The 23,676-nt window shown below is 69.0% G+C and carries 21 protein-coding genes; 4 read left to right on the top strand and 17 right to left on the bottom strand.

The genetic code is table 11. The features are described 5' to 3' along the window. From G6O54_RS37475 to G6O54_RS30155, 4 genes are all read right to left on the bottom strand, one after another. A partial coding sequence (locus G6O54_RS37475; RefSeq protein ID WP_205679085.1) for a hypothetical protein occupies nucleotides 1-267 on the bottom strand: 267 nt, incomplete at its 3' end. A gap of 309 nt (nucleotides 268-576) precedes the next feature. Next, complete coding sequence (locus G6O54_RS30165) at nucleotides 577-984, bottom strand: hypothetical protein (protein ID WP_165232139.1); 408 nt, start codon at nucleotides 982-984, stop codon at nucleotides 577-579. Then, a complete protein-coding gene (locus G6O54_RS30160) occupies nucleotides 981-1,406 on the bottom strand; it encodes a hypothetical protein (protein WP_165232136.1) in 426 nt (141 codons plus the stop codon). The genes G6O54_RS30165 and G6O54_RS30160 overlap by 4 nt, the downstream gene beginning before the upstream one ends. 13 nt (nucleotides 1,407-1,419) lie before the next feature. Beyond that, nucleotides 1,420-2,079 carry a hypothetical protein gene (locus tag G6O54_RS30155; RefSeq protein ID WP_165232133.1) on the bottom strand — a complete coding sequence of 220 codons (660 nt, stop codon included), beginning with the start codon at nucleotides 2,077-2,079 and terminating at the stop codon, nucleotides 1,420-1,422. A 361-nt stretch (nucleotides 2,080-2,440) separates the two neighbouring features. On the opposite strand from G6O54_RS30155, the gene G6O54_RS30150 reads away from it, so the two are divergent. Then, complete coding sequence (locus tag G6O54_RS30150; RefSeq protein WP_165232130.1) at nucleotides 2,441-4,393, top strand: autotransporter outer membrane beta-barrel domain-containing protein; 1,953 nt, start codon at nucleotides 2,441-2,443, stop codon at nucleotides 4,391-4,393. Nucleotides 4,394-4,442: 49 nt separating this feature from the next. On the opposite strand, the gene G6O54_RS30145 is transcribed toward G6O54_RS30150, so the two are convergent. After that, a complete protein-coding gene (locus tag G6O54_RS30145; protein ID WP_165232127.1) occupies nucleotides 4,443-4,928 on the bottom strand; it encodes a ferritin in 486 nt (161 codons plus the stop codon). 131 nt (nucleotides 4,929-5,059) lie between these two features. Further along, nucleotides 5,060-5,920, bottom strand: coding sequence for a hypothetical protein (locus tag G6O54_RS30140; protein ID WP_165232124.1), 861 nt, complete (start codon nucleotides 5,918-5,920; stop codon nucleotides 5,060-5,062). A 389-nt stretch (nucleotides 5,921-6,309) separates the two neighbouring features. Between G6O54_RS30140 and G6O54_RS30135 the strand changes: the two genes are divergently transcribed. Further along, a complete protein-coding gene (locus tag G6O54_RS30135; RefSeq protein ID WP_165232121.1) occupies nucleotides 6,310-7,194 on the top strand; it encodes a tetratricopeptide repeat protein in 885 nt (294 codons plus the stop codon). A 54-nt stretch (nucleotides 7,195-7,248) separates the two neighbouring features. Here the strand turns inward: G6O54_RS30135 and G6O54_RS30130 are convergent, their stop codons facing one another. Both G6O54_RS30130 and G6O54_RS30125 read right to left on the bottom strand, forming a co-directional pair. Beyond that, nucleotides 7,249-8,040 (bottom strand): methyltransferase domain-containing protein, encoded by a 792-nt coding sequence (locus tag G6O54_RS30130; protein ID WP_165232118.1) that lies wholly within the window; start codon nucleotides 8,038-8,040, stop codon nucleotides 7,249-7,251. 247 nt (nucleotides 8,041-8,287) lie between these two features. Continuing rightward, nucleotides 8,288-8,677, bottom strand: coding sequence for a hypothetical protein (locus G6O54_RS30125; RefSeq protein ID WP_165232116.1), 390 nt, complete (start codon nucleotides 8,675-8,677; stop codon nucleotides 8,288-8,290). A gap of 186 nt (nucleotides 8,678-8,863) precedes the next feature. On the opposite strand from G6O54_RS30125, the gene G6O54_RS30120 reads away from it, so the two are divergent. Continuing rightward, nucleotides 8,864-9,838 (top strand): alpha/beta fold hydrolase, encoded by a 975-nt coding sequence (locus tag G6O54_RS30120; RefSeq protein ID WP_205679086.1) that lies wholly within the window; start codon nucleotides 8,864-8,866, stop codon nucleotides 9,836-9,838. A gap of 314 nt (nucleotides 9,839-10,152) precedes the next feature. Here G6O54_RS30120 and G6O54_RS30115 read toward each other — a convergent pair whose 3' ends face one another. The 8 genes from G6O54_RS30115 to G6O54_RS30080 all read right to left on the bottom strand — a co-directional run bounded on the left by G6O54_RS30115 (nucleotide 10,153) and on the right by G6O54_RS30080 (nucleotide 21,582). Beyond that, nucleotides 10,153-11,430 (bottom strand): DUF4185 domain-containing protein, encoded by a 1,278-nt coding sequence (locus tag G6O54_RS30115; RefSeq protein ID WP_165232113.1) that lies wholly within the window; start codon nucleotides 11,428-11,430, stop codon nucleotides 10,153-10,155. Beyond that, nucleotides 11,363-11,968, bottom strand: a complete 606-nt coding sequence (locus G6O54_RS30110; RefSeq protein ID WP_250847158.1) for an RNA polymerase sigma factor — start codon at nucleotides 11,966-11,968, stop codon at nucleotides 11,363-11,365. Before G6O54_RS30110 ends, G6O54_RS30115 begins: the two co-directional genes overlap by 68 nt. A 301-nt stretch (nucleotides 11,969-12,269) precedes the next feature. Continuing rightward, a complete protein-coding gene (locus G6O54_RS30105; protein ID WP_165232107.1) occupies nucleotides 12,270-12,899 on the bottom strand; it encodes a DUF998 domain-containing protein in 630 nt (209 codons plus the stop codon). Between the two features lie 207 nt (nucleotides 12,900-13,106). After that, a complete protein-coding gene (locus G6O54_RS30100) occupies nucleotides 13,107-14,534 on the bottom strand; it encodes an MFS transporter (protein WP_165232104.1) in 1,428 nt (475 codons plus the stop codon). Further along, complete coding sequence (locus G6O54_RS30095) at nucleotides 14,534-15,655, bottom strand: mandelate racemase/muconate lactonizing enzyme family protein (RefSeq protein WP_165232101.1); 1,122 nt, start codon at nucleotides 15,653-15,655, stop codon at nucleotides 14,534-14,536. The genes G6O54_RS30100 and G6O54_RS30095 overlap by 1 nt, the downstream gene beginning before the upstream one ends. Before the next feature lie 60 nt (nucleotides 15,656-15,715). Further along, on the bottom strand, nucleotides 15,716-16,744 hold the full coding sequence (locus tag G6O54_RS30090) for a M14 family metallopeptidase (protein ID WP_165232098.1): 1,029 nt from the start codon (nucleotides 16,742-16,744) through the stop codon (nucleotides 15,716-15,718). A 28-nt stretch (nucleotides 16,745-16,772) separates the two neighbouring features. After that, the gene (locus tag G6O54_RS30085; protein ID WP_165232095.1) at nucleotides 16,773-18,203 is read right to left on the bottom strand and encodes a DUF1501 domain-containing protein; all 1,431 of its coding nucleotides are present in this window, start codon (nucleotides 18,201-18,203) and stop codon (nucleotides 16,773-16,775) included. A gap of 40 nt (nucleotides 18,204-18,243) precedes the next feature. Then, nucleotides 18,244-21,582: a PSD1 and planctomycete cytochrome C domain-containing protein gene (locus G6O54_RS30080; protein WP_165232092.1), complete on the bottom strand. Its 3,339-nt coding sequence runs from the start codon at nucleotides 21,580-21,582 to the stop codon at nucleotides 18,244-18,246. A 171-nt stretch (nucleotides 21,583-21,753) separates the two neighbouring features. Between G6O54_RS30080 and G6O54_RS30075 the strand changes: the two genes are divergently transcribed. Continuing rightward, nucleotides 21,754-22,371, top strand: a complete 618-nt coding sequence (locus G6O54_RS30075; RefSeq protein WP_165232089.1) for a GntR family transcriptional regulator — start codon at nucleotides 21,754-21,756, stop codon at nucleotides 22,369-22,371. An 89-nt stretch (nucleotides 22,372-22,460) separates the two neighbouring features. On the opposite strand, the gene G6O54_RS30070 is transcribed toward G6O54_RS30075, so the two are convergent. Beyond that, complete coding sequence (locus tag G6O54_RS30070; protein ID WP_165232086.1) at nucleotides 22,461-23,570, bottom strand: permease; 1,110 nt, start codon at nucleotides 23,568-23,570, stop codon at nucleotides 22,461-22,463. Nucleotides 23,571-23,676: the final 106 nt, after the last annotated feature.

Raw genomic sequence — 23,676 nt, 5'->3', positions numbered from 1 at the left:
GTAGATCGGGCCTACTGCCAGATTCCTGAGATCGTGATCGTTGACCGCGCGATTCCGGATGCGCCACAACGCCTGTTCAGACCGCCCCAGTCCTGTCGACACCTTCTGCCTGTCGACGGCTTCGAGGCCGCCCTTCGGCTTCTCCGGGGCCGCGTTGCGTGCAGGACCGCCCGGTTCCTGCACGACGGCAGACCCCGCCCCGGATGCAATAAGAAGGAAGAGAGATGATGTGATGAGTTTTGGAATTGATCGGACCTGATACCGCATCGCAATCTCCTGGAGGACATGGCCTTCAAGACCAATCAGGGCCAGCGCACTCTTTCTTGTTGATTGTCCTGGCGATGGGATAGAAACCCTCGCCTTCAGGCGACTTCTTCAGGTTTTACCCTGTTTTGCGAGAGCGTCGGTGGCGATGACTCCGTGTTGATTTCATCGTGAGCGGAGGACTTCAGTCCCGAGTTCACGATGTCCTCGAACCTACCAGCTTCCAGCCGTTCGTGGTTGAGTATATCAGCGGGCGACCCGTCAGATGGGCCGGATCGCCGGACGTTCGCCCCGCCTGCCGGCCGCGACGATCTACTTCTTCATCGGCACATTGGCCTGTCGCGCGCGTCGGATCATCCATTGCAACGCCTGGTCATTTTCGCCGATGTATTCGTGTGTAATCGTCGCCTGCCACGTGGCGTGCCGGGGATCCAGGACGCCGAACGGGTTCGGGAGATACTCCAGCGATTTGAGAGTTTCAACGGTGTCATTGATAATCTTATTACCAATTCTCATTACAGTGGATTTGGTCACGTGGCCGCCATTGACGGTCCCAAGGAAATCGAGGCCCAGCGTACCTACCCTCGAAGACTCAAACAACTTGGTCTCCGTGCGATCTTCCAGTCGGATCGAGTTGTTATGGGCAAAGGCTATGGCCTGTTGCGTCCCGCCGTGCGAATTCGATGAAGGACGAGGGTGAGGGCCCAGCCCTTCATTCACCAGATCCCCTGAACGCGGCTGAGAAACGTACACAAGGCGCTGGTCGCCTGACGGATCGTGACGGCCGGCGCCGGGTTCGCGCGCTGGTGAACCAGGGTATTGCGGTATTCACGGACGCGGTGGACGGCATCTGTTTCGGCCAGCGGGATGGATCCCTCGGCCCGCACACGGTTGACCATGGACTCGGCAGTGCGGGGCCGGCGGAGCCGGGAGTCCCGGATGAACTGCTGGAGGGCCGTCTCGAATTCGGAGAAGATCCGCACGAGAAACGTCCCTTCCAGGTTCGCCGACGCTGCCCGGATGTCCCGCTGCTTGATATGACCTCGAAGGAGCGAGGGATCGTCGCTGACCGCAGAAAGGAGGCGATCCGTGCCCCATCGGATCGTCTGACACTCGCGTTCGACGTCCTTGATCCGTCTCATCCAGCGAAATGCCTCATCCGGCATGAATCTGCATCGCGTCGAAAACCCGGCGGATCGTCGCCTTCGTCAAGGGCCTGACTCGATCGGCTCGACCGTTACCTGGAACCACGTCGTCGAAGACATATCGCACCTTCCAACGATCTCCCTCGTTCGTGAGCCGGGCGACGTCGTCATACGAGGGCATCAGGCAGAGGTCCACGACACCTTCAATGCCCGGGGCCGATCGGCCGATCGGCTCCAGGTAAAGACGGACCGATTCCCTCTGAAGCAAGAGACTGGGAGCACGGTATCCGCCGATCTCGGCATCCTCCATGCGCTTGTCAACAACCTTCGCAGCCCAGTCGAGTTCATCGGCCCAGCCCTTGACTGTGGTCACCAGATCGCGGAGTCGGCCCAGCCACTCAGTCCGCTCCTGAACGCGACGACGGGCGAGCGATTCGAGCTCCCCCCGGACGGTTTCCCGTTCCGGAGCCCGGAGCCAGTGTATCTCCACCAAGTCCCCGGTGCCGCGGACGGATGCGACATAGCGAGTCGCCGGAAAGAGCGATTCTCCAACTGACTGCAGCGGCCCATCAGCCCCCGGCGTGAACGTAAAACGAAGTGTTCCTTCGACATCCGGATCGTCGTCCACCTTCACTGCGACGGTTGCCGGGGCGTAGCGTTGACGAGCCATCTCCGCCTCCGCAAGGGATTTACCACACCGAACACGGGCTGCAAGACAATCCCATCCTCAACGAAATAACCTCGCACCATCGTAGACCAAGACCCTTCTCCTGTCATGATCCGAAGCTCTCAAATCCCGGACATACTTTAATCTATTCTCATTAATTTCCCCAAACACCCAAACTCACCCGGCAGCCCAGATGGCTTCGCAAGGCTCTTACCTCCCTTGCCGCAAGCCCGGGTTATGCCGGGCGGGCGGATTGCCGAAAAGATTAGCAACGGAAGATGCGGCGGCGGGCCGCAATGATGGGGAAGGCACGTTCGCTCATGGGCGGCGAGGGCGTGCGATGGTGTCGGTCAGGAGGATCGCGATGGGGCTTTCACCGTCGAACGGGCCCGGGATGTCGAAGCGGAAGGTCCGGCCGATGCTGGAAGGGCTCGAGGATCGCTGGGTCCTCAGCACCGCGTCGTCGGGGCTCTCGGCCGTCGCCGACGCGGCATCGGCCGGGGGCGTCTTCTCGAAGAACTTCCAGACGTTCCGATATCGGACGCCGCAAGGGACCAACGTCCTGATCCAGGTCGTGGGCAAGGGGAGCCTGGAGGGGACCACGGTCGATTCCTCGGGCGCGCTCCACCTGCTGTTCAGCAAGACGAACTCCTACAGCAAGATCATGTCGAGCCTCCACGGCGGCACCGGCCAGGCGGACCTCGCGAGCATCTACCACCGCGACCTGTACGTCAACGGCGCGGGGGGGAGCCTCAGCGGCATCGGCGGCAGCGTGATCAAGATGATCAACCTGCCGTCGTTCAACCTGATCGCCGGCGGCCGGATCAACGTGACCGAGGGGATCAACACCCTGGCGCTCAACTCCGTGGGCCCGGCCACCCAGATCCAGCTCCGCGAGCTCCCCTCGGACGTCACCGCGGGCGCCACCAGCGGCACCACCACGAGCACCAGCACCAGCGGCACCTCGACGAACGTCGTCAGCGACCTCTTCCTGGTCCAGAGCCTCGCCGGCATCAACGGCGAGTTCGTGTCGGCCGGCAACATCCTGCTCCAGAGCGATCCGGGGAGCCCGAGCCCGCCCCCCGCGCCGCCGGGCGTGATCCTCAAGATCAGCCACATCAACGGCAACATGACGACCCTCCCGGACCTCCAGACGGATTCGAGGATCTTCGGATATGACTCGGCCACCGGGCAGGTCCTCCGATTCAGCCTCGACCTGAACCAGAACACCGGGGCGGTGGACACGAGCTTCGCCCCCATCCAGGTCCAGGCGGCCGGCTCGACGAACCCGGTCGCGCTCTCGGTGGGCCGCAACGGCAGCCAGCTCGTGCTGATGGTGGGCACGGGCTCGACGATCACGGTCTACAACGCCACGTCCGGGGCCCTGGTCGGCTCGTTCGCCACGCCGGCCGGCATGGACATGCTGGGCTCCACCGACACGGTCTCGGTGATGGGCAACACCCAGACCAATCAGCTCCAGATGATCGACGTGGCCGCCAGCCTGGCGGCCGGCACGGCGGTCCTGCCGGCGGGCAGCCCATCCAACTACACGCCGCAGGCCGGCGTCAGCTTCGTCGGCGGCCTCACCGGCATCCCGGGCTCCAACCAGGTCTATTCCACGATCGCCGCCACGTTCAATACCCTCACGCCGACGGTGACCCAGCTCGGCGAGCTGACGGTCAACACCTCGGCGGCGATCCCGAACGCGTCCGGCGGACTGACGCTCAGGCGGGTCTTCAGCTCGGCCTCGCAGACCGCGATCAAGTCCGGCGGGTCGTACGTCCCCGTGGATCCGAACAATAACCCGCAGGATATCGGCGTGTCCGTGGGGTCGATCGACGCCTACCTGGCGTCGAACTCGATCGGCACCAACGGCTCGGGCCAGGCGACGAACACGATCCGGGTGCTCGGCCCGCAGTCCCTGAATACCTACGCGACCATCGCGCTGAACGCCCCCGGCCCGATCACCGACCTGAGCGAGTCGTTCCGCCCGGACATCAACGGCAACGCCGCGGCGGGCACCGGCCCGGCGCTGATCGACGTCCAGGGGAACATCCAGTCGCTCCGCGGCCTGACGGCCAACGGCCTGGTGCTCAACGACACCGGCTACCTCAACCTGGTCCGGACCGGGTCGCTGTCCAACAGCGTCATCGTGGCCCAGCCGATCGGCCACGTGAAGACGCCCATGTCCAAGCGGACGAACGTGAGCCTGGTCTCGACCAGCAACCGCGACTACGGCACCCGCGGCGGCGTCACGCTGAATCCCAACCTGCGGCAGATCGGCCCGCTCTCGTTCACGAACGACACGACGAACTGAGAGGGGCCGGGGATGAACCGCCCCGGCGGCAAGCCCGGGGCGGCCTCGTTCAGGACGTCTCGTGGACGAGGTAGGCCTCGACCATCAGGACGCTCGGGCCGGCGCGGCGGACGATCGCCAGCCGGCTCTCGGCGCTGGCAACCTCCTCGAGCTGCTCGCTGAGGAACCACTGGAGGAAGTTCAGGGGGATGTACTCGCGGCCCTCGGTCGCCAGCGCGACCAGGTCGTAGATCTGGCGGGTGGTGGCCACCTCCGAGTCGAGCGCGACCTGGGCGGCCTCGAGGGCCGAGCCGAACTCGTTCCTCGGCTCTCGGATCGCCGGCAGGATCGGGCTGCGGCCGGCATCGAGGAGGAACTTGTTGAACTTCATCGCGTGGTCGCGCTCTTCATCGGCCTGCTTCGAATAGAGCCGGGCGAGGGCGAATAGGGATTCCTTTTCAAAGTAGTTTGAGATGGCCAGATACTGGAGGTAGTTCGCCAGTTCATTGCCAATCTGCTGGTTGAACGCCTCGGCAAGCTTGTCGCTGATGAGCATCGGTCGCCTTTCGTCCTCGTCACTCCCCCCGCATCTTCGGGGTACGACCCATTGTCTCCGGGCCAGGGTGCGGCCACAAGACCGGCCGAGTCTCGAAGGACGGAGGAGTGGGAGGCCGATCGCCGGTGGACTTAGGACCGCGTCCGCGCCCGAAACCGCGCGAAGCCGGCCAGACCGGCTGCCGCCAGGCCGCCCAGGATCAGCCCGGATGGCTCGGGGATCGCGGCGGTGGTGAATGCGACCTCGGTACGCACGTCATAGCCGGTCGTGAACGAATCCGCCAGCGTATCGCCGTTCACGGTGAGGTCCATGGCCAGCCGATTGCTATAGTCGATCTCCAGGACGTAAGCCGTGTCCGCATCGAGGATGCCGCCCGCGACGCTCACGCTCGTCGTCCCGGGGGGGAGGAAGTCCTGCGAGTAGACCACCGCATTGTCGCTGGCCCGGAAGATCGTCACGAATGCGGCGGCCGACGAGGCGTTCGGATCGGCCGTGAAGCCGTTGAACATCAGGCTCGTACCCTTGGAGGCGTCCAGGCCCTGCAGCGCGTCATAGCTGCTGGCGGCCAGGATCGGCACCGCCGAATAGAGATCCGGCCCGTAGGGCCCGGCGGCCAGGGTGGTGCCGGCCAGGTTGCCGCCGGTGATCTCGGCACTGAACATGCCTCCCGGCGACAGATAGCCGGCGAGCTCGGGCTGGGTGATGAACGGCGTCGCGTAGCCTGCGATGTTGCCCGGCTGGATGCCGTAATCGAAGGGAAGTCCGCTACTCGTCCCGTTGGCGGACGAAACGTCGGCGGGATCGCTGTAGAAGATCCGCGACGAAAAGAAGTACCCCTTGAGATCGGGGGCCCCGGAGGCCGAGGTCTGGGCGTACACCGCGTTGCCGAAGACATCCGCCCCCGTGATGCCCGCGCTGGCCGAGGGCGCCGGCATCGTCGCCAGGAACAGGCCCGTGATCGCCGCCGCGCATCGAATTCCTGCGATCCGCATGTCACTCCTCCGCTGCCGGTCCGCCGATGATCCTCTCTCCGCCATGGTGTAGAACGCGCCACCGGCCCGGGACCGGACAAAGACTCCAGGAATCGCCGCGGGAGGTGATCCTGTGCGACATGTCCGGCGATTTTCCTTGCCCTGTCCGGGCCGACGGCAAAGGGCACGCCGGAGGCCTTTCCAGGAACATGCGATCCGCACCAGTCGGCATTGACCGGCCTGGTGTTACGGCATAAGTTGCCCCGGATGGTCCTCAACGCCGAACGCGGACTCGTTCGAATCGAGAACGGGACGCCCGGCCACGTGAGGCCCGGGCATTTCTCGGCCATCTCGTCGCAAGTCCTTTAAAATCCCAAGGATTCGCCCGCCCCGGGGAGGGAGAAACTCGCATGTGGCGCGGGGCCTCGACCGCCGCCTGGTGCACCTGTCTTGCCCTGCTTGCGGCGTCCGCCGGATGCAGTTGGGCGGGCGCGCGCAAGGGAGCGGCGGGCGCGCCGCTCACGGCCGAGCAGGCCGCGCGAGTCCAGGCGATCGGCGAGCAGGCGCAGGCGGCCCTCGATCGCCAGGACCTGGAGCAGGCCAGGCTCGCCTTGCTCCAGCTCGTGGCGATCACGCCCGCCTCGTCCGAGGCCCAGCAGCGGCTGGGGAAGGTCCTCCAGCTCCAGGGAAGGCTCGGCGAGGCCGAGGCGTGCTTTCGCCGGGCGCTCGAGCTCGATCCGGACTATGTCACCGCCCTGGTCGGCCTGGGGACGATCGAGGCCGCGCGGGGCGACACGGCCTCGGCCCTCAAGCGGCTCGACACGGCGATCGAGATCGAGCCCCACGACGCCGAGGCGCGATTCGCCTCGGCGAGCATCCTGGAGTCGATCGGCCGGACCGACGAGGCGCTCGCCGGCTATTTCCGGACGATCGAGCTGAACCCCCTTCAGGCCGAGGCCAGCCGGCGGATCGGCGCGATCCAGCTCGCCCGCGACCAGCCCGACCAGGCGCTCGCCCGGCTCGACCAGGCGGTGGAGCTCGCCCCGGCCAGCGGCGAGGCCCATCTGCTCCGCGGCCAGGCCCACCTGATCCTCCGCCACAACGCCGAGGCCCTCGCCGACCTGCGGGCCGCGACGACCCTCTTGCCCGACCGGCCGGAGGTCCACTACCAGCTCGCCCTCGCGTTCGAGGCCGCCCAGAAGAAGCCCGAGGCCATCGCCGCCGCCGAGAAGGCCCTCCGTCTCGCCCCCGACTACGCCGACGCCAGGGACCTGTCCCAGAGGCTACGCCGCTGACGACCGAGGCCCTCGGGAAGCGACGTCACGGTGACGATGACGGCGACGACCATCTCATCCGGTCCGGGGCCGGACGATCAGGATCTCCTGGGTGCAGGAGAGCCGATAGACGCCGTCGGCCCCCCGCGCGTGATCGTCGAGGTAGCGAACGACGTCGGCCCGGTCGATCGGCGTGGGGATCGGCAGGACGTTCAGGACGAATTCGGCGATCGTGAGAGCATCCCCGGGATCGGCGGCGACGATGGTCGCCGGGACGGTCTCGATCCGGCTCTCGAACCGGGCACCCTGCCGGGCGTCGAACTCGCGGCGGAGCCCCTCCAGGTCGAACGATCGGCCGGTGAAGTGGCGGAGCATTCGCATGCAATCGGTGCCGGGATCCTGGAGGATCAGGGCGAGCATCCCCCCCTCGCCCACCCACGAGGCGAGCGCCTCCAGGTTCGCGAGCCATGCGTCCCGGTCGACGTAATAGAAGACGTGCGAGCAGAGCACCAGGTCCGCGGCGCGCGACGGGGCGGCCTCGATCAGGCCGGTCGAAAGGACCTCGGCCGTGGGGCAGGCCCGCGCCAGCTCGTCGCGGAGCGAGGGATTGGGCTCGATCGCGATCGTCGAATCGAACGCGTCGACGTACCAGGCCGTCACCTGCCCCGTCCCGGCACCGGCGTCGATGAACGTGGCCCGCCGGGGCAAGCCCGCGACGGCCTCGTCGATCCATCCCTTCAGCCGGGTCTTCTGATCGGTATGAGCCAGGAATACCGCGAAGGCGCGGTGGTAATCCTCGCCCCGCGAGTCGAACTCGCGGACGTACCCCTCTTCACGCATCCCCCCACGGGCATCGGCGTTCGACATGTCGTGCCCCACGAATGGAAACCTCCGGGCGGATGATCCTCGAGGATGCCGGAATCCGGGGTCGAACGAGACCGGGCCGGCCTCGGCGGTCCCCGAACGGCAGGGGCATCGCGGAGATCATTCTGCGATCCGCCGCCATCTCGGTAAAGAGGCAAGGCCACACCGCCTGGCGGCCGCGACGCCGGCGCCCCAGCGATCCGACGCCTCGTCGCATGCTCGACCAGGGCAAAGGGCGTCGGGATCGATGCTAGCCGAACGAGCGCGCGTTGAGATGGATCCGTTCGCAGCCGGCCACGTTGATGACCAGGACGATCGCCAGGATCAGGAGGAGCCCATAGAACCCCATCCGGGTGCGGGCTCTCAGGGTGAAAATCCCGTGGACCAGGTAGGCGATCCAGATCAGGACGATCCACATGATGTTCCCCGGCCTGTCGGGGCTGCCGGAGTCGAACCATGCGATCAGGCCGGCCGGGAACATCCACGAGAACATCGTGTAGATGAGGACGGCGTCCCTGCCGGGGACCGTGCCGGCGAGGAGCGGAGGGATGAAGAGCCGGCCCAGGTATGCGGCCATCCAGGCCCCCGCGTAGAGCAGCCAGCGCGTCTTCAGGGAGACCTCCGGTGGGTCGCTCGTCATCGGTCCGAGCTCTCGCGAGTGGATGGCCCTGCCTCCCTGATCACCGTCGAAACGGGCCGTCTCCGCGGATACACTTCGAGGCGGCTCCCATTCCGTCCAGGTCATCCTACAACTTGACGCATCATGATTTCACGAAGAAATGGCACTCACGCCCTCCGCATGGCCTTCGCCCTGGGCGGCGTCCTGATGGGGACGGTATCCGCCGAGGAACCGACGCGAACGGGCGTCCTCTATCGAACGGTCCGGGTCGATGGCCTGAACATCTTCTACCGGGAAGCCGGCCCCAGGGACGCCCCGACCATCCTCCTGCTCCACGGCCTGCCGTCCTCGTCGCGGATGTTCGAGCCGCTGCTCGCACGCCTCTCCGACCGATTCCACCTCGTCGCGCCGGACTATCCGGGATTCGGCCACAGCGATTGGCCCGACCCCGGGAAGTTCGCCTACACCTTCGACAACCTCGCGAGGATCATCGACCACTTCACCGCGGCGGTCGGAATCCCGCGCTATGGCCTCTACATGCAGGACTACGGCGGCCCGGTCGGGTTCCGGCTGGCGATGGCCCACCCGGAGCGGGTCCGCGGGCTGATCATCCAGAACGCCGTGGCCCACGACGTCGGCCTGGGCCCGGCCTGGGCGACCCGTCGCGCCTACTGGGCCGACCGGGCCGCCCACGAGGCGGCCCTGCGCGCGAACCTCCTCTCGCTGGAGGCGGCCCGGACGCGACACGTCGGCGGCGACCCGAACCCGGAGCGATATGATCCCGATCTCTGGACCGACGAGTATGCGTTCCTGACGAAGCCCGGGCAGGCGCAGATTCAGGCCGACCTCTTCTACGACTACCGGTCCAACGTCGCCTCCTACCCGAAGTGGCAGGCCTGGCTCCGCGAGACCCGGCCGCGGCTGCTCGTCCTCTGGGGGAAATATGATCGGTCTTTCACGATCGAGGAGCCCGAAGCCTATCGCCGCGATGTCCCCGGCGCCGCGGTTCACGTGCTCGATGGAGGCCACTTCGCCCTCGACACGGCCGCGGACCGGATCGCGGCACTCGTCGCCGAGTTCATGGGCTCGAGTCGGTCAGCACCGCAGGGCTACCGCGCCATAGGTCCAGGTGTGCCAAGGATGATTTGCGATAGCTGTAGTTGTCATCCCAACCGGCCTTGAGACGCTTCGTCACGCCGCTACCTTTCCCCGGGCCTCGCCGCACCAGCGAGCCGGCCACGCGGCGGATCAGCGTCAGGTTTGCGCCGGCGTGCTCCGCTCGGATCCGGCTACGGTCCTCGCGGCGTCGATCGTCACCAAGGCCCCGGCCAGGTCGAGCGTGCGGAGCAGTCCGGGGATCGCCGCCACCCCAAAGGCGGTCGGGTCGAGCTTGGCGAAGACGCGTTCGAATCAAGAATCATGCGATGATGCGTCCTCAAAACGAGAGTTTGCCCGCGGGCCCGCTTTCTAGGTGGCATCCATGACCCGGGCTACCGTCATCGACCGGCCTTGATGCGAAGGCGGCTCAGGTCAACGCGAGCGGCGTGGACCCGGCCCCGTCTGGCGTCGTTGAAGGTCAGGAGCATGGTGCGGCCGCCATCGGGGCTCGACCACGGATGAAGCTCCGCGACGTAAATATTGCTGGCGGGCTGTTCACCGAAGAGGGGCGTGTGGCCGGCCTTCGGAGCGGCGGGGGCGCGGAAGATCTCCACGGCATTCGACCAGGGGCCCTCGGGCGAATCCGCGACCCGGGCCACCACCTCCAGTTCGTCGTTGATGGTGGGGACGGCGAGCGGGGCATAGGCGGCGACCCACTTGCCCAGGCACTCGTTCCGATGCACCGAGACGGCGTGGCCTTGCAGCTCGAAGAAGGAGCGGGCCGATTCCCGGACCTTACCCCATCGGCCCTGGCCATAGGCGACTTCCCAGGCATCGGGCTCGTCGAGTCTCGTCATCGGGACACGGACCAGGCTGGTCGCCCAGCCCATCCCGAAGGTGCGTTCGCCGGGCAGGCCACGCCGCTGCGTCCGGCGGACCGCGTAGGTCGCGAAACTGTAGAGGTACGCTCCCTCGATCCACGGGGACCGGCCGATCTCCAGCGGGCCAAGGCTGATGGCCCCGCCGACCCTGGCAGGAAAGGGGAGCACGAGGGGGCGACCGTCCCGAGCCGAGAGGCGCTGGAACCGGAGCGGGTCCGTCGCGGGCGAGCGGGCCAGGGAGTATCGGGTGGGGGCCTCGGGTTTGGCCGCGTTGGTCAGCATGATGAAGACGTAGACCCAGTCACCGGCCCGCAGGCCGCCGACGGGCCAGATCCGATCCCCGGCGTCGAACGACTCGCCCTCGACGAACGGGATGGCCTGGCCGGCGACCGGGAGATGATTCTTCAACCCTTTGGCGGGGGCCCAGTAACTCAGCTCGAAGGCTCGATCCTTCGCCGGAAGGGTCATGAGGGCGGCGGTATTGCAGCGGCCGACCTGCCCGTCCGCCAACTCCTCCTTGAACCGGAGGACGTCCGCCCTGTCCGGGGAATGGCCCACGACCGTGTCGCCGAAGAGCCAGAGCACGCGACGGTCGCCCAGGTCGATCGAGTGGCCGCCGTCCGCGGAGACCACGAACCGGGGATGGCTTCCGCCCTGGAGCGGGAAGAGGTCCGCTTCCTGGGCGGTCGGCAACGCCGAGGCATCCAGGATGGGAGGCAGCGGGTCGTCATCGGCACCAGAGACAGGCACCCCGATCACGCCCATTACCAGCAACGTGAGCAGCGTCCGCGTCATCTTCGACTCCGAGGCACGAATCCCTACCGGGACGAGCCGGGTGATTACGCAACACGTCGCGACGATCCCACGGCCCAGGGTAGCGGATGACGGGGCCCGCCGCCATGTCGGAGGGCGGGGACGAGGCCGAGGTCTTTCCACTCGAGGAAGCATCTCGAAAGTGGGAGATCCGGAAGGTCCACATTCGGAGTCTTCGGGAGTCTGACGTCAATTCATACGTCATTTCGTCACATCTCAGTCTCTTCATCCATTGAATGTCTACACCGAGAGTGCGGTAGCCCTGGGGAGCACCGGACTCGCGCGATGGGATCGAGCTGGCGCGCTCAATCTCGCGACGCCTGGCCGCCGCCGCCCGCGTCGCCAGGGCAATCCGCCGGGCGATGGTGTGAAGCCATGCGCCAAGCGTCACCCGGAGGCGCAACGAGCCGATCTTGCGGACCAGGACCATGAACGTCGCCTGGAAGGCATCCTCGGCGTCGTGCGGGTTCGAGACCGTCGACCGGCAGACGCACCAGACCAGCGGCCCATGACGCTCCACGATCGCCTCGAACGCCGCCTCGGCGTCGAGCCGGTCCCCCGCCCGGTTAGCCTCCCGGAACCGGTCTCGGTATCCGTGAGCATTCTGACCCAATTAGAGGGGCGGCGCGGCAAGCTTGTTCCCCGAATCTTCCGATATTCGAGGAGCGATTCGACGTGGGGCACCCCGCGTCGAGGTCGAGATTCACGACCGCGGAGGCGGGGAGGCGGCGGGGAAGGTGGTATCCGATACCCCCGCGTTCGAAGGGACGGAATCGGGTCCAGCACCGGCGCATTCGCGGAGATGACGCCCGCCGCCTCGCTCAACGTGCTCTCGCGTTGACGCGACGGGCCAGCGCGAACGCCGCCACGCCGATTGGCGGGAAGATCGCCAGCGCGAAGAGGCGCTGGATCAGGCCGCGGTAAGTGTGCGTATCCAGCCCGGTCAACTGCATCATCACGGGGACCATGGCCGCGAGCAGGACGAGATTGGCGAGGAAATACGCGCGGAGTCGCCAGTCAACGAGGGGCCTCATCGAGACAGCCAGCAGGATCGGCTGGGCGAGCATGAAGACGAGGAAAACGGGGTGGCCGCCGTGCCTTGGGTCCGGCATGGGAAAGTAGCCCGCCCACAAGGTCTGGACGCCGTTCATCGCGATGGCCAGCGAGGTCGGCCAGGCGAAGAGCCGATTGATGCCGAGCCGCTCGAAGGCCAGGAGGAAGCCGAACGCGGCGACGAGGGTGGCAACGCCCTGGACCATGATCCCCAGGTTGAAGATGACCGGATGACCCGAGCGGTCGGAGCCCAGCTCGCTCGCCGTGGTCCCCACGAAGCTGAACCCCGGGAAGAACGGCGCGGCCGCCGCCTGGATGCCGTAGTAGAGGAACGGGATCGCGATCCCGAGCCAGAGGGCGCGGAGCGTGAGCCAGTCCGCGGTCGTGCCGTGACGCATGAGATTCCCCGCCTGGATTTCCGGGCGCCGACGCACTCGGCGCAACATCGGTTATTCGCCCGCCAGGCGCCGAGATTGTGCATCCGGAAGGAATGTTGATCGGTCCGATCGATCGGAGCCCGACGGGATTGCCCCTCTCATCCGACGGCGAGCGACGCCGGCGAGGGGGGCGTCGATCGAGCAACCGCGAGGATCGGCCCCCGCGGTTCATGCACCGTCCGACTCGCGGCCCTTACCCGCCAGTCCTCGGCTCGGGTCGACGAGGAGCCAGCAGGCGGCGGCGAGGGCGAAGGCCGCGACGTAGGTCCCGAAGGCGGATTCATAGCCGGAGAGGGCGGCGAGCCGTTTGTCGACCTCGGTGAGCGCGATCGGAGCGACATGGAGCGCCTCGGCCCGCGCGGCGATCGAGCCCTCCACCAGGGTCCCCGTCAGCCAGCCGGCCAGCGCGTTGCCCAGCGTGCCGACCGTATTCATGCAGGCCGCCGTCAGCGCGGCGTGGTCGCGGCCGAGGTCCTGGCAGGACGCCCAGCTCGCCCCCAGGGTCAGGTCGATCGCGAACGCGGCCAGGGACACGAGCACGCAGAAGACGTGGACGTTCCCCGCCCGGGCGGCTCCCCACCAGCAGGCCGCGCCCATCGAAAGGGAGCAAACCCCGAGGAGACGACGGGCTCGGCGGCGGTCGCCCAGGAGCCGGGACAGTCCGCCGACGGCCGGCCCGCCGAGCAGGCAGCCGGCCGCCCCGACCCAGAGCGGTGCGCCCTTGTAGATGGCCCCGATCCGGTCCGCCGCCCCGATCCCGAACCGCTGCTCCACATACGTCGGCAGGTAGCTCAGGTTGAAGGCCCAGGCGTAGTTGACCAGCAGGTACATGACGCAGAGGGCCCAGAGCGCCCGGCTCGTCGCCAGGGCGTTCCAGGGGATGGCCGAGGGGCGACCATGGTGAGGTCCCATGCTCCGGCCCATGGCCCCGGCAGGCGGGTCGGGGAAGCCGAGGCGGAAGGCGACGGCCCAGGCGACGCCGATCAGGCCGAAGAGCAGGAAGGCCCACCGCCACGAGGGCCATCCCGGCGACGAGGCGGTCCCCCCCACGAGCACGGCCCAGAGCAGCGGCGTGAGCCCACCGGCCAGTCGACCCGACATGAACACCAGGCCCTGGGCCGTTTCCCACCGCCGGGGCGGCAGGCGGTCGTGCAGGGCCCGGGTGATGTTCGGATAGGCGCCGGCCTCGCCGGCGCCGAAGAGGAAGCGCAGCACGATCAGCGTGCCGACCCCGCCCAGCATCAGCCCGCCGACCCTCAGGCCGACCAGCCCCGTCATCGCCGTGCAGGCCGACCACCAGACGACGATCCGCGCGAGCATGGCCTTCGCACCCAGGCGGTCGCCCATCGCCCCGGCGGGGATCTCGAAGGCCGCGTAGGCGATCGCGAAGGCCGTGATCGCCCACTTGAGCTGCGACGCGTCGGCCAGCCCGAGCTCCCCGGAGATCGGCTTCAACGCCATGCTGAAGCAGGCCCGGTCCAGGTAGGTGATCATGGACAGGGTGCAGACGAACGCCAGCACCAGCGGCTCGCGCGAGGCGGCCGGCGAGGGCGGCGAGGGCGACGGCGACGGCGGCTCCGGGGCGTCCGTCGCCATCACCTCGACTCGCTGACCAGGGTGGAGCGGACGAAGTCCTCGTCGATGGTCACGCCCAGGCCCGGGCGGTCGGGGACGGCGATCCAGCCGTCGACCGCCTGGACCTTCTCATGGGTCAGCTCGTGCCGCAGCGGCGAATCCTCGACGCAGTCCTCGAACAGGAAGGCGTCGCGGCAGGTGGCCAGCCAGTGGAGGCTCGCGGCCACGGTCACCGGGCTGGTGTAGCAGTGATTGCAGAGCCGGGCCCCGATCTCCTCCACCCGCTGGCGGATGTAGGCCGAATCGGTGAACCCGTTCCGCGACAGGTCGACCTGGTAGACGTCCAGGCAGCGGCCGTCGATGTAGGGCCGGAACGACTGCCGGCCGCACTCCTCCTCGCCCGAGGCGATCGGCACCGGCGAGCGGTCGCGGAGCCAGCGGTAGCCCTCGTAGTCGTCCGGGTGGAGCGGCTCCTCGAGCCAGCCGATCCGCTGCTCGGCGAAGGCGTTCGCCCGGTCGAGCGCCGTGCGCGCGTCCCAGACGCAGCCGGCGTCGATCAGGAGCGTCGCGTCGTCGCCCAGCCCCTTGCGGGCGCCGGCGACGAGGTCGCGGTCGACGGCCTCGGACTGGCCCATCGGCTCCCAGCCGAACTTCACGGCCGTGTAGCCGGCGTCGATCCACCGCCGGCCGATGTCCGCGGTCTGCTTCCCGTCCTTGCCGAAGAGGATCGAGGCATAGGCGCGGAAGCGGTCGTGCCGCTTGCCCCCCAGCAGCCGATGGATCGGCTCGCCGTACTTCTTCCCCTTGATGTCCCAGAGCGCCATGTCGATCGCGGCCATGGCGGTGATGGTCGTGGACCGCCGTCCGCAGTACATGGTCCGGCGGTACATCGTCTGCCAGAGCCGGTCGGTCTCGAGCGGATTCTCGCCGACGAGCAGGCCGCGCAGGCCGGTGGCGACGTTGTGGCTGAACGGGGCGTCGATGACGGCCTTGACCATCTCCGGCGAGGAATCGGCCTCGCCGATCCCCTCGATCCCCTCGTCGGTCCGGACCCGCACCAGGACCGAGTCCTGGCTGCTCGCCGTCTTGGCCTCCACGTTCTTGATCCGGAGGATCTGGCAGACGATCTCGGTGATTTTCATGAATGATTCCTGAGCGGACCTGGATCGGATCGGATTGGATTGAATCAACGGGGCGTACGTTCAGGACGCGACGCGGGCGACCACCACGATGTGCTGCCCGCGCGGGACCGGCGCGGCCCAGGCCTGCGCCAGGACCACGCCGTCCACGCCGGCGACGGCCGGCCAGGGATCCATGTCGATGTGGTCGAAGTCGTGGAGCAGGCCCACGGCCTCGCCCCGGCGGACGGAGGTGCCGCACTCGACCAGCGGCTCGTAGTGGCCGTCGAAGGGGGCCACGGTGAAGCAGTCCCGGTCGATCATCTCGAGGACGCGCTGGGTCCCCGCGCGATGATACCCGATCGGCTCGATCTCGCCCCGGAGCTGCCCCTGGCGGATCGCCGCGGCCAGGACGCCGTGCTTCGCGTACCGGACGCCCTCCACGTTCACCGCCCGGCCCCAGCCCAGCTCGGTGCCCACCGTGATCTTGACCAGGCGTTCGGCCTCGCTCGGCAGCAGGCCCGGGGTGAGGTTCTGGTAGACCATCAGGCAGGGGGTGCCGAACCACCGCGCGGTCTCCTCGATCTCGCGGGCCAGCGCCGGGTCGTCCACCCGGTGATAGTTGGCGCAGAGGGCGAACCGCGCGACGTCGCCGCCGGCGTGGAGGTCGATCACCGTGTGGACCCGCGGCCAGATCCGTTGCCGCACGAAGGCGGCCACGCGGTGGGTGATCCCGGCCAGCGCGGGGGTCACCCCGGCGCCATCGACGAACGCGCGGTTCAGGTTCACGCCGTCGTCGAGCCGGCTCTCCCGCGTCCCCGACCGGAAGGCGGACGGGTTGAGCACCGGGATGAAGATGATCCGCCCGCGGACATCCTCGAGCCGGATCGTCCGCAGCAGGTGCTTGAGGGCGATCGGCCCCTCGTATTCATTGCCGTGGTTCGACCCGAAGGCGACCAGCCCGCGGCCCTCGGCCGCCTCCGGGCCGACCCAGACCGTCAGGGGGATGAGGTGGTCGCCCCAGATGCTGTCGTGCTCGAGCGCGACCCAGTAGTCGCGGCGGCCGGGCGAATCCAGGTCGAGCCGATCGGGGCGGGCGACGACGCGCGTCATGGCGTGGCAGTCTTCCTTTCGTGGGAGATCAGGCGACGATCGGCCGGACGACCCGGCCGTGGACGTCGGTCAGCCGGAAGTCCCGCCCGGCGTAGCGGAAGGTCAGGCGCTCGTGGTCGAAGCCCAGGAGGTGGAGGATCGTCGCGTGCAGGTCGTGGACGCTGACCGGATCCTCCACGGCCCGGAACCCGAATTCGTCGGTGGCGCCGTGCACGGCCCCCCCCTTGACGCCGCCGCCGGCCATCCAGACCGAGAAGCCGTAGTGGTTGTGGTCGCGGCCCAGCGCCGACTTGCCGCTGCCGTCGAGCTCCACGGTCGGGGTGCGGCCGAACTCGCCCCCCCAGAGGACCAGGGTGTCCTCCAGCATCCCCCGCCGCTTCAGGTCGGTGAGCAGGGCGGCGATCGGCCGGTCGATCTCCGCGGCCAGCGTCCGGTGATGGGCGGCGAGGTTCGCGTGGTCGTCCCAGGGCTGGCCGGCGCCGTGCCAGAGCTGGACGTATCGCACGCCGCGCTCCAGCAGGCGGCGGGCGATCAGCGTCTGGCGGCCGTGCACGGTCTCGCCGTAGAGCTCGCGGATCGCCGCGGGCTCGCGGCTTGCGTCGAACGCGTCGGCCGCCTCCACCTGCATCCGGAAGGCGGTCTCGAACGACTGGATCCGGGCGTCGAGCCTCGGGTCGGGCCGCTCGCGGCGATGCTCCGCGCCCAGCCTCCGGAGGAGATCGAGCTGCAGCCGCTGGGTCGCCCTCGAGGCGTGCGGGCTGCGGATGTTCTCGATGAGCTTCTCGACGTCGGTGTTCTGGGGGTCGATGAACGTCCCCTGGTACGCGCCGGGGAGGAATCCGGAGGCCCAGTTCTCCGCGTCCTTGATCGGGTAGCCCCCCGGGCACATGGCGACGAACCCGGGCAGGTTCTGGTTCTCGGTCCCGAGGCCGTAGAGCACCCAGGCCCCGACGCTCGGCCGCGCCATGACCGAGTCGCCGCAATTCATGAGCATCAGCGACGGCTCGTGGTTGGGCACCTGCGCGACCATCGACCGGATCACCGCGATGTCGTCGGCGTGCTCCGCGGTCCGGGCGAACAGCTCCGAGATCTCGAGCCCGCTCTGGCCGTAGCGGCGGAACTTGAACGGGGAGGCGAACGCCGCCCCGGTCTTGCGTTCGGTGGCCAGCTCGAGCGGGATGGGCCGGCCGTCGTACCGGGCCAGGGCCGGCTTGGGGTCGAAGGTGTCGACGTGGCTGGGGCCGCCGTTGAGGAAGAAGTGGACCACCCGCTTCGCCCGCGCCGGGAAGTGCGGGAGCCTCGGCGCGAGGTCCCCGGCGTCGGCGGCCGAGGCGGGATCCGCGGCGCGGGCGTCCGTCCCCATCAGGAGATCGGCCAGGCCGAGCGCCCCCAGCCCCATCGCCGACCGCCGGAGCATCGCGCGGCGGCCGATCGGCGGGCCCGATGCGTCGTCACTCATGGGAAGATCCTCCGGCCGTTGCACACCCATCCCATCCCATTCAATCAACGAACATGAATTCATTGGACATCAACAGGACCTGGGCGAGCTGCTCGCGGGGCGACAGGCCGTTCACGGCCGGGCCGCGGAAGTCGCGCGCCGCGTCCCAGTAGCCATCCATCGGCGCGGGGCCGGCGTCGACCCGCGTCGCCCGGATCCTCGGCGCCCACAGGTGCTGGTCGCTGTTCAGGCCGTCGCGGATGTCGACCACGAAGTCGAGGACGTCGCCCGGCTGGACCGAAACCGCCGGGGCGTCGATGGCGACCTTGCCGGCGTGGACGACGGCCTTCCTCAGCACGCCCAGGCGGCCGGAGACCAGCCAGGCCCGGACGCCGTCGCCCACGGTCGGGTCGTGCTCGAGCGTGGACTCGACCGCGACCTCGCCCCGGATCGGCGACGTCCAGCGGCGGGCGATCGACCGAGCCAGGTCGTCCCCCGGATGCCCCCCCTCGGCCGTGATCCGCGCCCAGCCGAGCTTCGGGTCGGGCCACTGCGGCCCGCCCCCCCAGCCCTTGCCGTCGAAGGAGGGCATGGGGCGGAAGTCCGTCCCGGGGCCCTTGCCCAGATCCACGGTGATGCACCCGTAGCTCCAGGCCAGCGACTCCGCCGGCGTCCTCGCCGCAGGGACCGCCGCGGCCGAGGCCAGGAACTCGACGGCAGCCGATGCCTCGGCGGCCGTCGGCTCGCGCTGGAAGGCGGCGACGAACAGGGCCCGGATCGCGGCCTCGTCGCGCCCGGGAAGCCGGGCCGACAGCGCCCGGGCGCGGGCGGCGGAGAACGGGTGGTTGAGGGCGAACAGGGCCTGCTGCGGGACGGTCGTCTCGCTCCGCACCGGGATGTGCAGGTCGGGGTTGGCGAAGTCGAACGTCCGGTAGACGCCCGGGAGGAACTGGCGGTCCACCTCGCCGTAGAGCGTCCGCCGCCGGCTCTCCGAGCCGCCGAACAGGGGTTCGCCCCGACCGCCCTGGCGCGGGTCCAGCTCGCCGGTGACGGCCAGCAGCGAGTCCCGCGCCTCCTCGAATGTGAGACGATGCGGATTCATCCGCCAGAGCAGGCGGTTTTCGGGATCCTTGTTCGTCGCGATCTCGTCCGCCGTCCCGCCCTGGCCGCCCGATCGCTGCCGGTAGGTCGAGGACAGCAGGATGACCCGCTGGATCGCCTTGGTGCTCCAACCCCCGTCGATCAGACGACGGGCCAGCCAGTCGAGCAGCTCGGGGTGGCTGGGCGGCTCGGCGCGGATGCCGAAGTCGCTGGGCGTCCGCACGAGCCCGGCGCCGAAATGGTGCGCCCAGATCCGGTTGACCCAGACCCGGGCGGTCAGCGGGTTCTCCGGATCGACGATCGCGCGGGCCAGCTCGAGCCGGCCGCTCCCCTGCGTGAAGGCCGGCGCGTCGGGACCGGCGATGACGCGGAGGAACCGCCGGGGGACGACGTCGCCCGGGTTGGCCGCGTTCCCTCGCCTGAAGACCCGGGGCTCGCGGATCTCCGCCCGATCGACGAGGGCCGAGGCGAACGGCGGGGCCACGGGGGTCTCGATGAGCCAGCGGTCGAGCGCCCCCTGAAGGTTCCAGAGCTTGACGTCCTGCTCGTTGTCCAGGAACGCCTCGATGGTGACGATCGGCTCGTCCGGGATCTCGCAGGGCGACTCCTCGGGCTGGTAGAGCACCCGGCGGAGGGCCTCGGCGTCGGGATCGGCCAGCCCCTTCGCGGCGGGGTTGGCCTTGCGGGCCTGTTGCCACTCGCGGTCGATCTCCGCGAAGAGCCGGCCGTACCGCTCGGCGACCTCGCGGATGGTCGCCGGGGGCGAGGCGAAGGCCGCGGCCACTCGCGCATTGAGCGGCGCCGCGCCCGGCGCGGCCGGCCCGTCGAGGGCCGAGGCCGCGGCGGCGGAGAACCCGGCCTCGGGGAGGGCACGGAGGCGTCGCCAGGGGCGGAACACCGGGTCGTCGACCGCGGCCATGGCCGCCAGGTACGCCTGCCAGCGCCGGACCGACGCGGGCACCAGGTCGTTGGGACCGAGGATCGTGTCGAAACCGTCGGCCGGGATCTTCGAGAGGTCGAGCTGGGCCGCCAGGTAGTCCGCGACCCGCGTCCGGATCCGCCGCGAGGCCTCCGCGCGGGCCGCCGCAACGGCCGCCTCGAGCGCATCCCGGCGCTTCTCCAGTCCCGCCTGGAAGGCCCTCCGGATGGGCTCGGCACCGGCCGGCTCGCCGACCGCCACCAGCCGCTCGGTGCAGTTCATGAAGACGCCGTAGAGCGCGTAGTAGTCGGCCGTGGGGATGGGGTCGAACTTGTGGTCGTGGCAGCGGGCACAGGCGACGGTCAGCCCCATGGTCCCGCGGGCGACGACATCGATCCGGTCGTCGATGATGTCGTGGGTCACGCCCAGGAAGCGGCGGCCGAGCGTCACGAACCCGAGCGCCGCCAGGGCCTTCGGATCGCTGGCCTCGGCCCGGTCGGCGGCGATCTGGTCGAGCAGGAACCGATCGTACGGCAGGTCTCGGTTGAACGCCCGGACGACCCAGTCGCGATAGGCCGGCGCGTGGACGAAGAAACGCTCCTCGCGGCCGTAGACGTATCCCTTGGTGTCGGCGTACCGCGCGACGTCCAGCCAGAGGCGGGCCCAGTGCTCGCCGTACCGCGGCGAGGCCAGCAGCCGATCGACGAGCCTCTCATAGGCCGCCGGGTCGGGATCGGCGACGAACGCCGCGACCTCCTCCGGCGTCGGCGGCAGGCCGGTCAGGTCGTACGAGACGCGACGGATCAGCGTGCGGCGATCGGCCCCGGGCGCGGCCGGCAATCCCGCCGCGTCGCGGCGGGCCGCCACGAAGGCGTCGACCGGCGTCCGGACCCAGCCCGGATCGCGGACCGTCGGGGGCTCGGGCCGGGCCATCGGCCGGAACGCCCAGTGTTTGGCCCAGGTTTCCTGGCGCGTCGCCGCTCCCGGGCCGGCCCCGGCCGGCCACGGGGCCCCGCGCGCAACCCATCGCTCCAGGGCGGCGACCTGGGCGGGCGGCAGGGCCTGATCGGGAGGCATCTTCAGGTCCCCTTCCCTGCGGATGGCCCGCACCAGCAGGCTCTCCCCGGGCCTCCCCGGGACGACGGCGGGGCCGGAGTCGCCCCCTTCCAGGAGCGTCGCCCGCCCGTCGACGCGCAGCCCCCCCTTCCGCTTGACGGGCCCGTGGCAGCCCGCACATTTCTCGATCAGGACCGGGCGGACCTCGGCCTCGAACGCCTCGACCTCCGCGGCCGGCTGCCCCCGCGCCGGCCCGCCCGCAAGGGCGACGAGCGCGGCGATGGCCGCGATCGTGATCGCCCGTTGGAGACGTCGACCGAGCATGAGGAACCTCCCGACGATGAACCTGCATCCGCATCCGCCGGACCTGGACCCGACCCGACGCGACGGCGGGATTGTAGACAATCTGAGTCGGATCGTCTACACTCCACCCTTCGCGGCCGGCGCCGGTCGGCGCGGCCCGTCTCTCTCCCTCCTCGCGAGCGTTCGATAGCCATGGCGTCCGAAGGCGACGGCAGATTCGAGTCCTCCCTCAGCCGGGTGCTGCGGGAGGAGATCCTCACCGGCCGGCTGCTCGCCGGCTCGCGGCTGACCGAGGCCGAGCTCTCCAGCCGGTTCGGCGTCGGCCGCGGCCTGGTCCGCGAGGCCGTGCAGGCGTTGTCCTCACAGGGCCTGCTCATCAGCCGTCCCAACCGCGGCGCCGTGGTCGCGCCGGAGGCCCCTCGCGAGATCCGCAACCTGATCGTCCCCATCCGCCGCACGGTGGAGGTCTACGCCCTCCGCCTCGTCTTCGACGAGCTCGGCGAGCCCGACTTCACGGCCTGGGGGCGGATCCTCGAGCGGATGCGCGACGCCTGCCAACGGCGAGACTTCCACGCCATCGCCGAGGCCGATCTCGCGTTCCACCGCCAGCTCCTGGAGCGCGCCGGCCAGCCCGACCTGATCGTCATCTGGGAGACCCTCGTCGGCCGGATCCGCTCGCACTTCCGCAAGACCCAGAAGCTCACCGCCGACGCCATGGAGATCCACGAGGAGCACCGCGCCATCCTCGACTCCTTCCGCGGTCGCGACCTCGCCGCCGCCGTCCGGCTGCTCAAGGAGAAGATCACCTGATCGGGGCCCGAGCCGTACCGGGATACCCCTGGGAGCCGAGGGGACGGCGATGATCGCCGAACCGTGCGCTTGATCCATCGGCCGGCCGGTCACACGGAGAATGCCATGGCCAGGAGCCACCCCACGATCACGAAGAAGCCGAAGAGGAGCACGGCCAGGGGCTTCGACACGTCCCGCCACAGGTAGATGCTGGGCACGATGCTGTAGGTGCCCAGCGTCATGGCGAAGAGCATGACGAAGCCCGGCGAGACCCCTTCACCCTGCAACTGGGACGCGAACATGACATCCAGTGCGATGGGTACCGGCATGAAGGTCGAGAGCGCGCTCGCGGCCAGCAACCGCAATGGCGACGGCCGGGCGAGGAGGCTGGTCCAGGGGACGAGCTCGAGCAGGGCCGCGGCGACGAGGCTCGCCAGCAGCATGATCGCGACGGTCGGCTTCAGCAGCATCCAGGCGTTGCGGGCCATGTCCCGGGTCAACTCCTGGAGGACGGGCAGGAACGGCTCGCTGCAATCCGGCCTCGGCGTCGCGGGCAAGTCGCACGATGATTCGCCCAGGTCGGTGATGACCAGCTTGACCTGATCCCTCCGCTCCAGCCAGCCAATCAGCCCGGGGACGACCGCGGTGATGACCAGCAGCAGGACCAGGTACTTGGCCAGCACCATCGACAAGGGCAAGGCCATGATCGTCATCATCACCACGACCGGGTTGAAATTGGGCGAGCTGAAGAGGAACCCCAACGCCGTCTCCACCCGGCCGTGGCCCCGGGTCACGCCGCAGGCCGCGGGCACGGCGCAATTGGCGCAGACCCCCATCGGCACGCCCACGAGCGCCCCCTTGATGGAATTCAAGTAGAGGTTCTTGCCGATCTTCATGGGGTAGTAGCGGAGCGTCGTGTGGAGGAGTGCGCCGAAGGCGATGCCGAATGACATGCCGATCTTCATGCCGTCGAGCCAGTTGATCATGTTCGCGGCCAGTCGCCACCAGAGCGGGTCGCTCGCGTCCGCCGCGACCAGGGCGCTGCCGAACGCCATGCTCGCCACCGGCTTGCCGAGATGCTCGGCCTTCTTGAAGAGCTGCGGGTAGCGCGAAGCGAACCAGAAGAGGCTGAGCAGCGAAAGCGTGGCGATCCCCAGGATCAGCGGCCGCCAGTGGCAGCGGATCCGCGAGACGCGAAATGCGAGGTCGGCCGTGGTCATCTCGTCCTCTCCCTGCCGAAGGAATCCCTGCTCGATCGAGCCCGAGGCGCCGGTCCGACCGACCGGTGCGATCCCACCGGGATCGATGGCGCACCGGCCGCGGACG

Source organism: Aquisphaera insulae (genome assembly GCF_011064615.1).
In the GTDB taxonomy this organism is placed as follows: domain Bacteria; phylum Planctomycetota; class Planctomycetia; order Isosphaerales; family Isosphaeraceae; genus Aquisphaera; species Aquisphaera insulae.
This window is presented reverse-complemented; position numbering and strand designations above follow the sequence as displayed.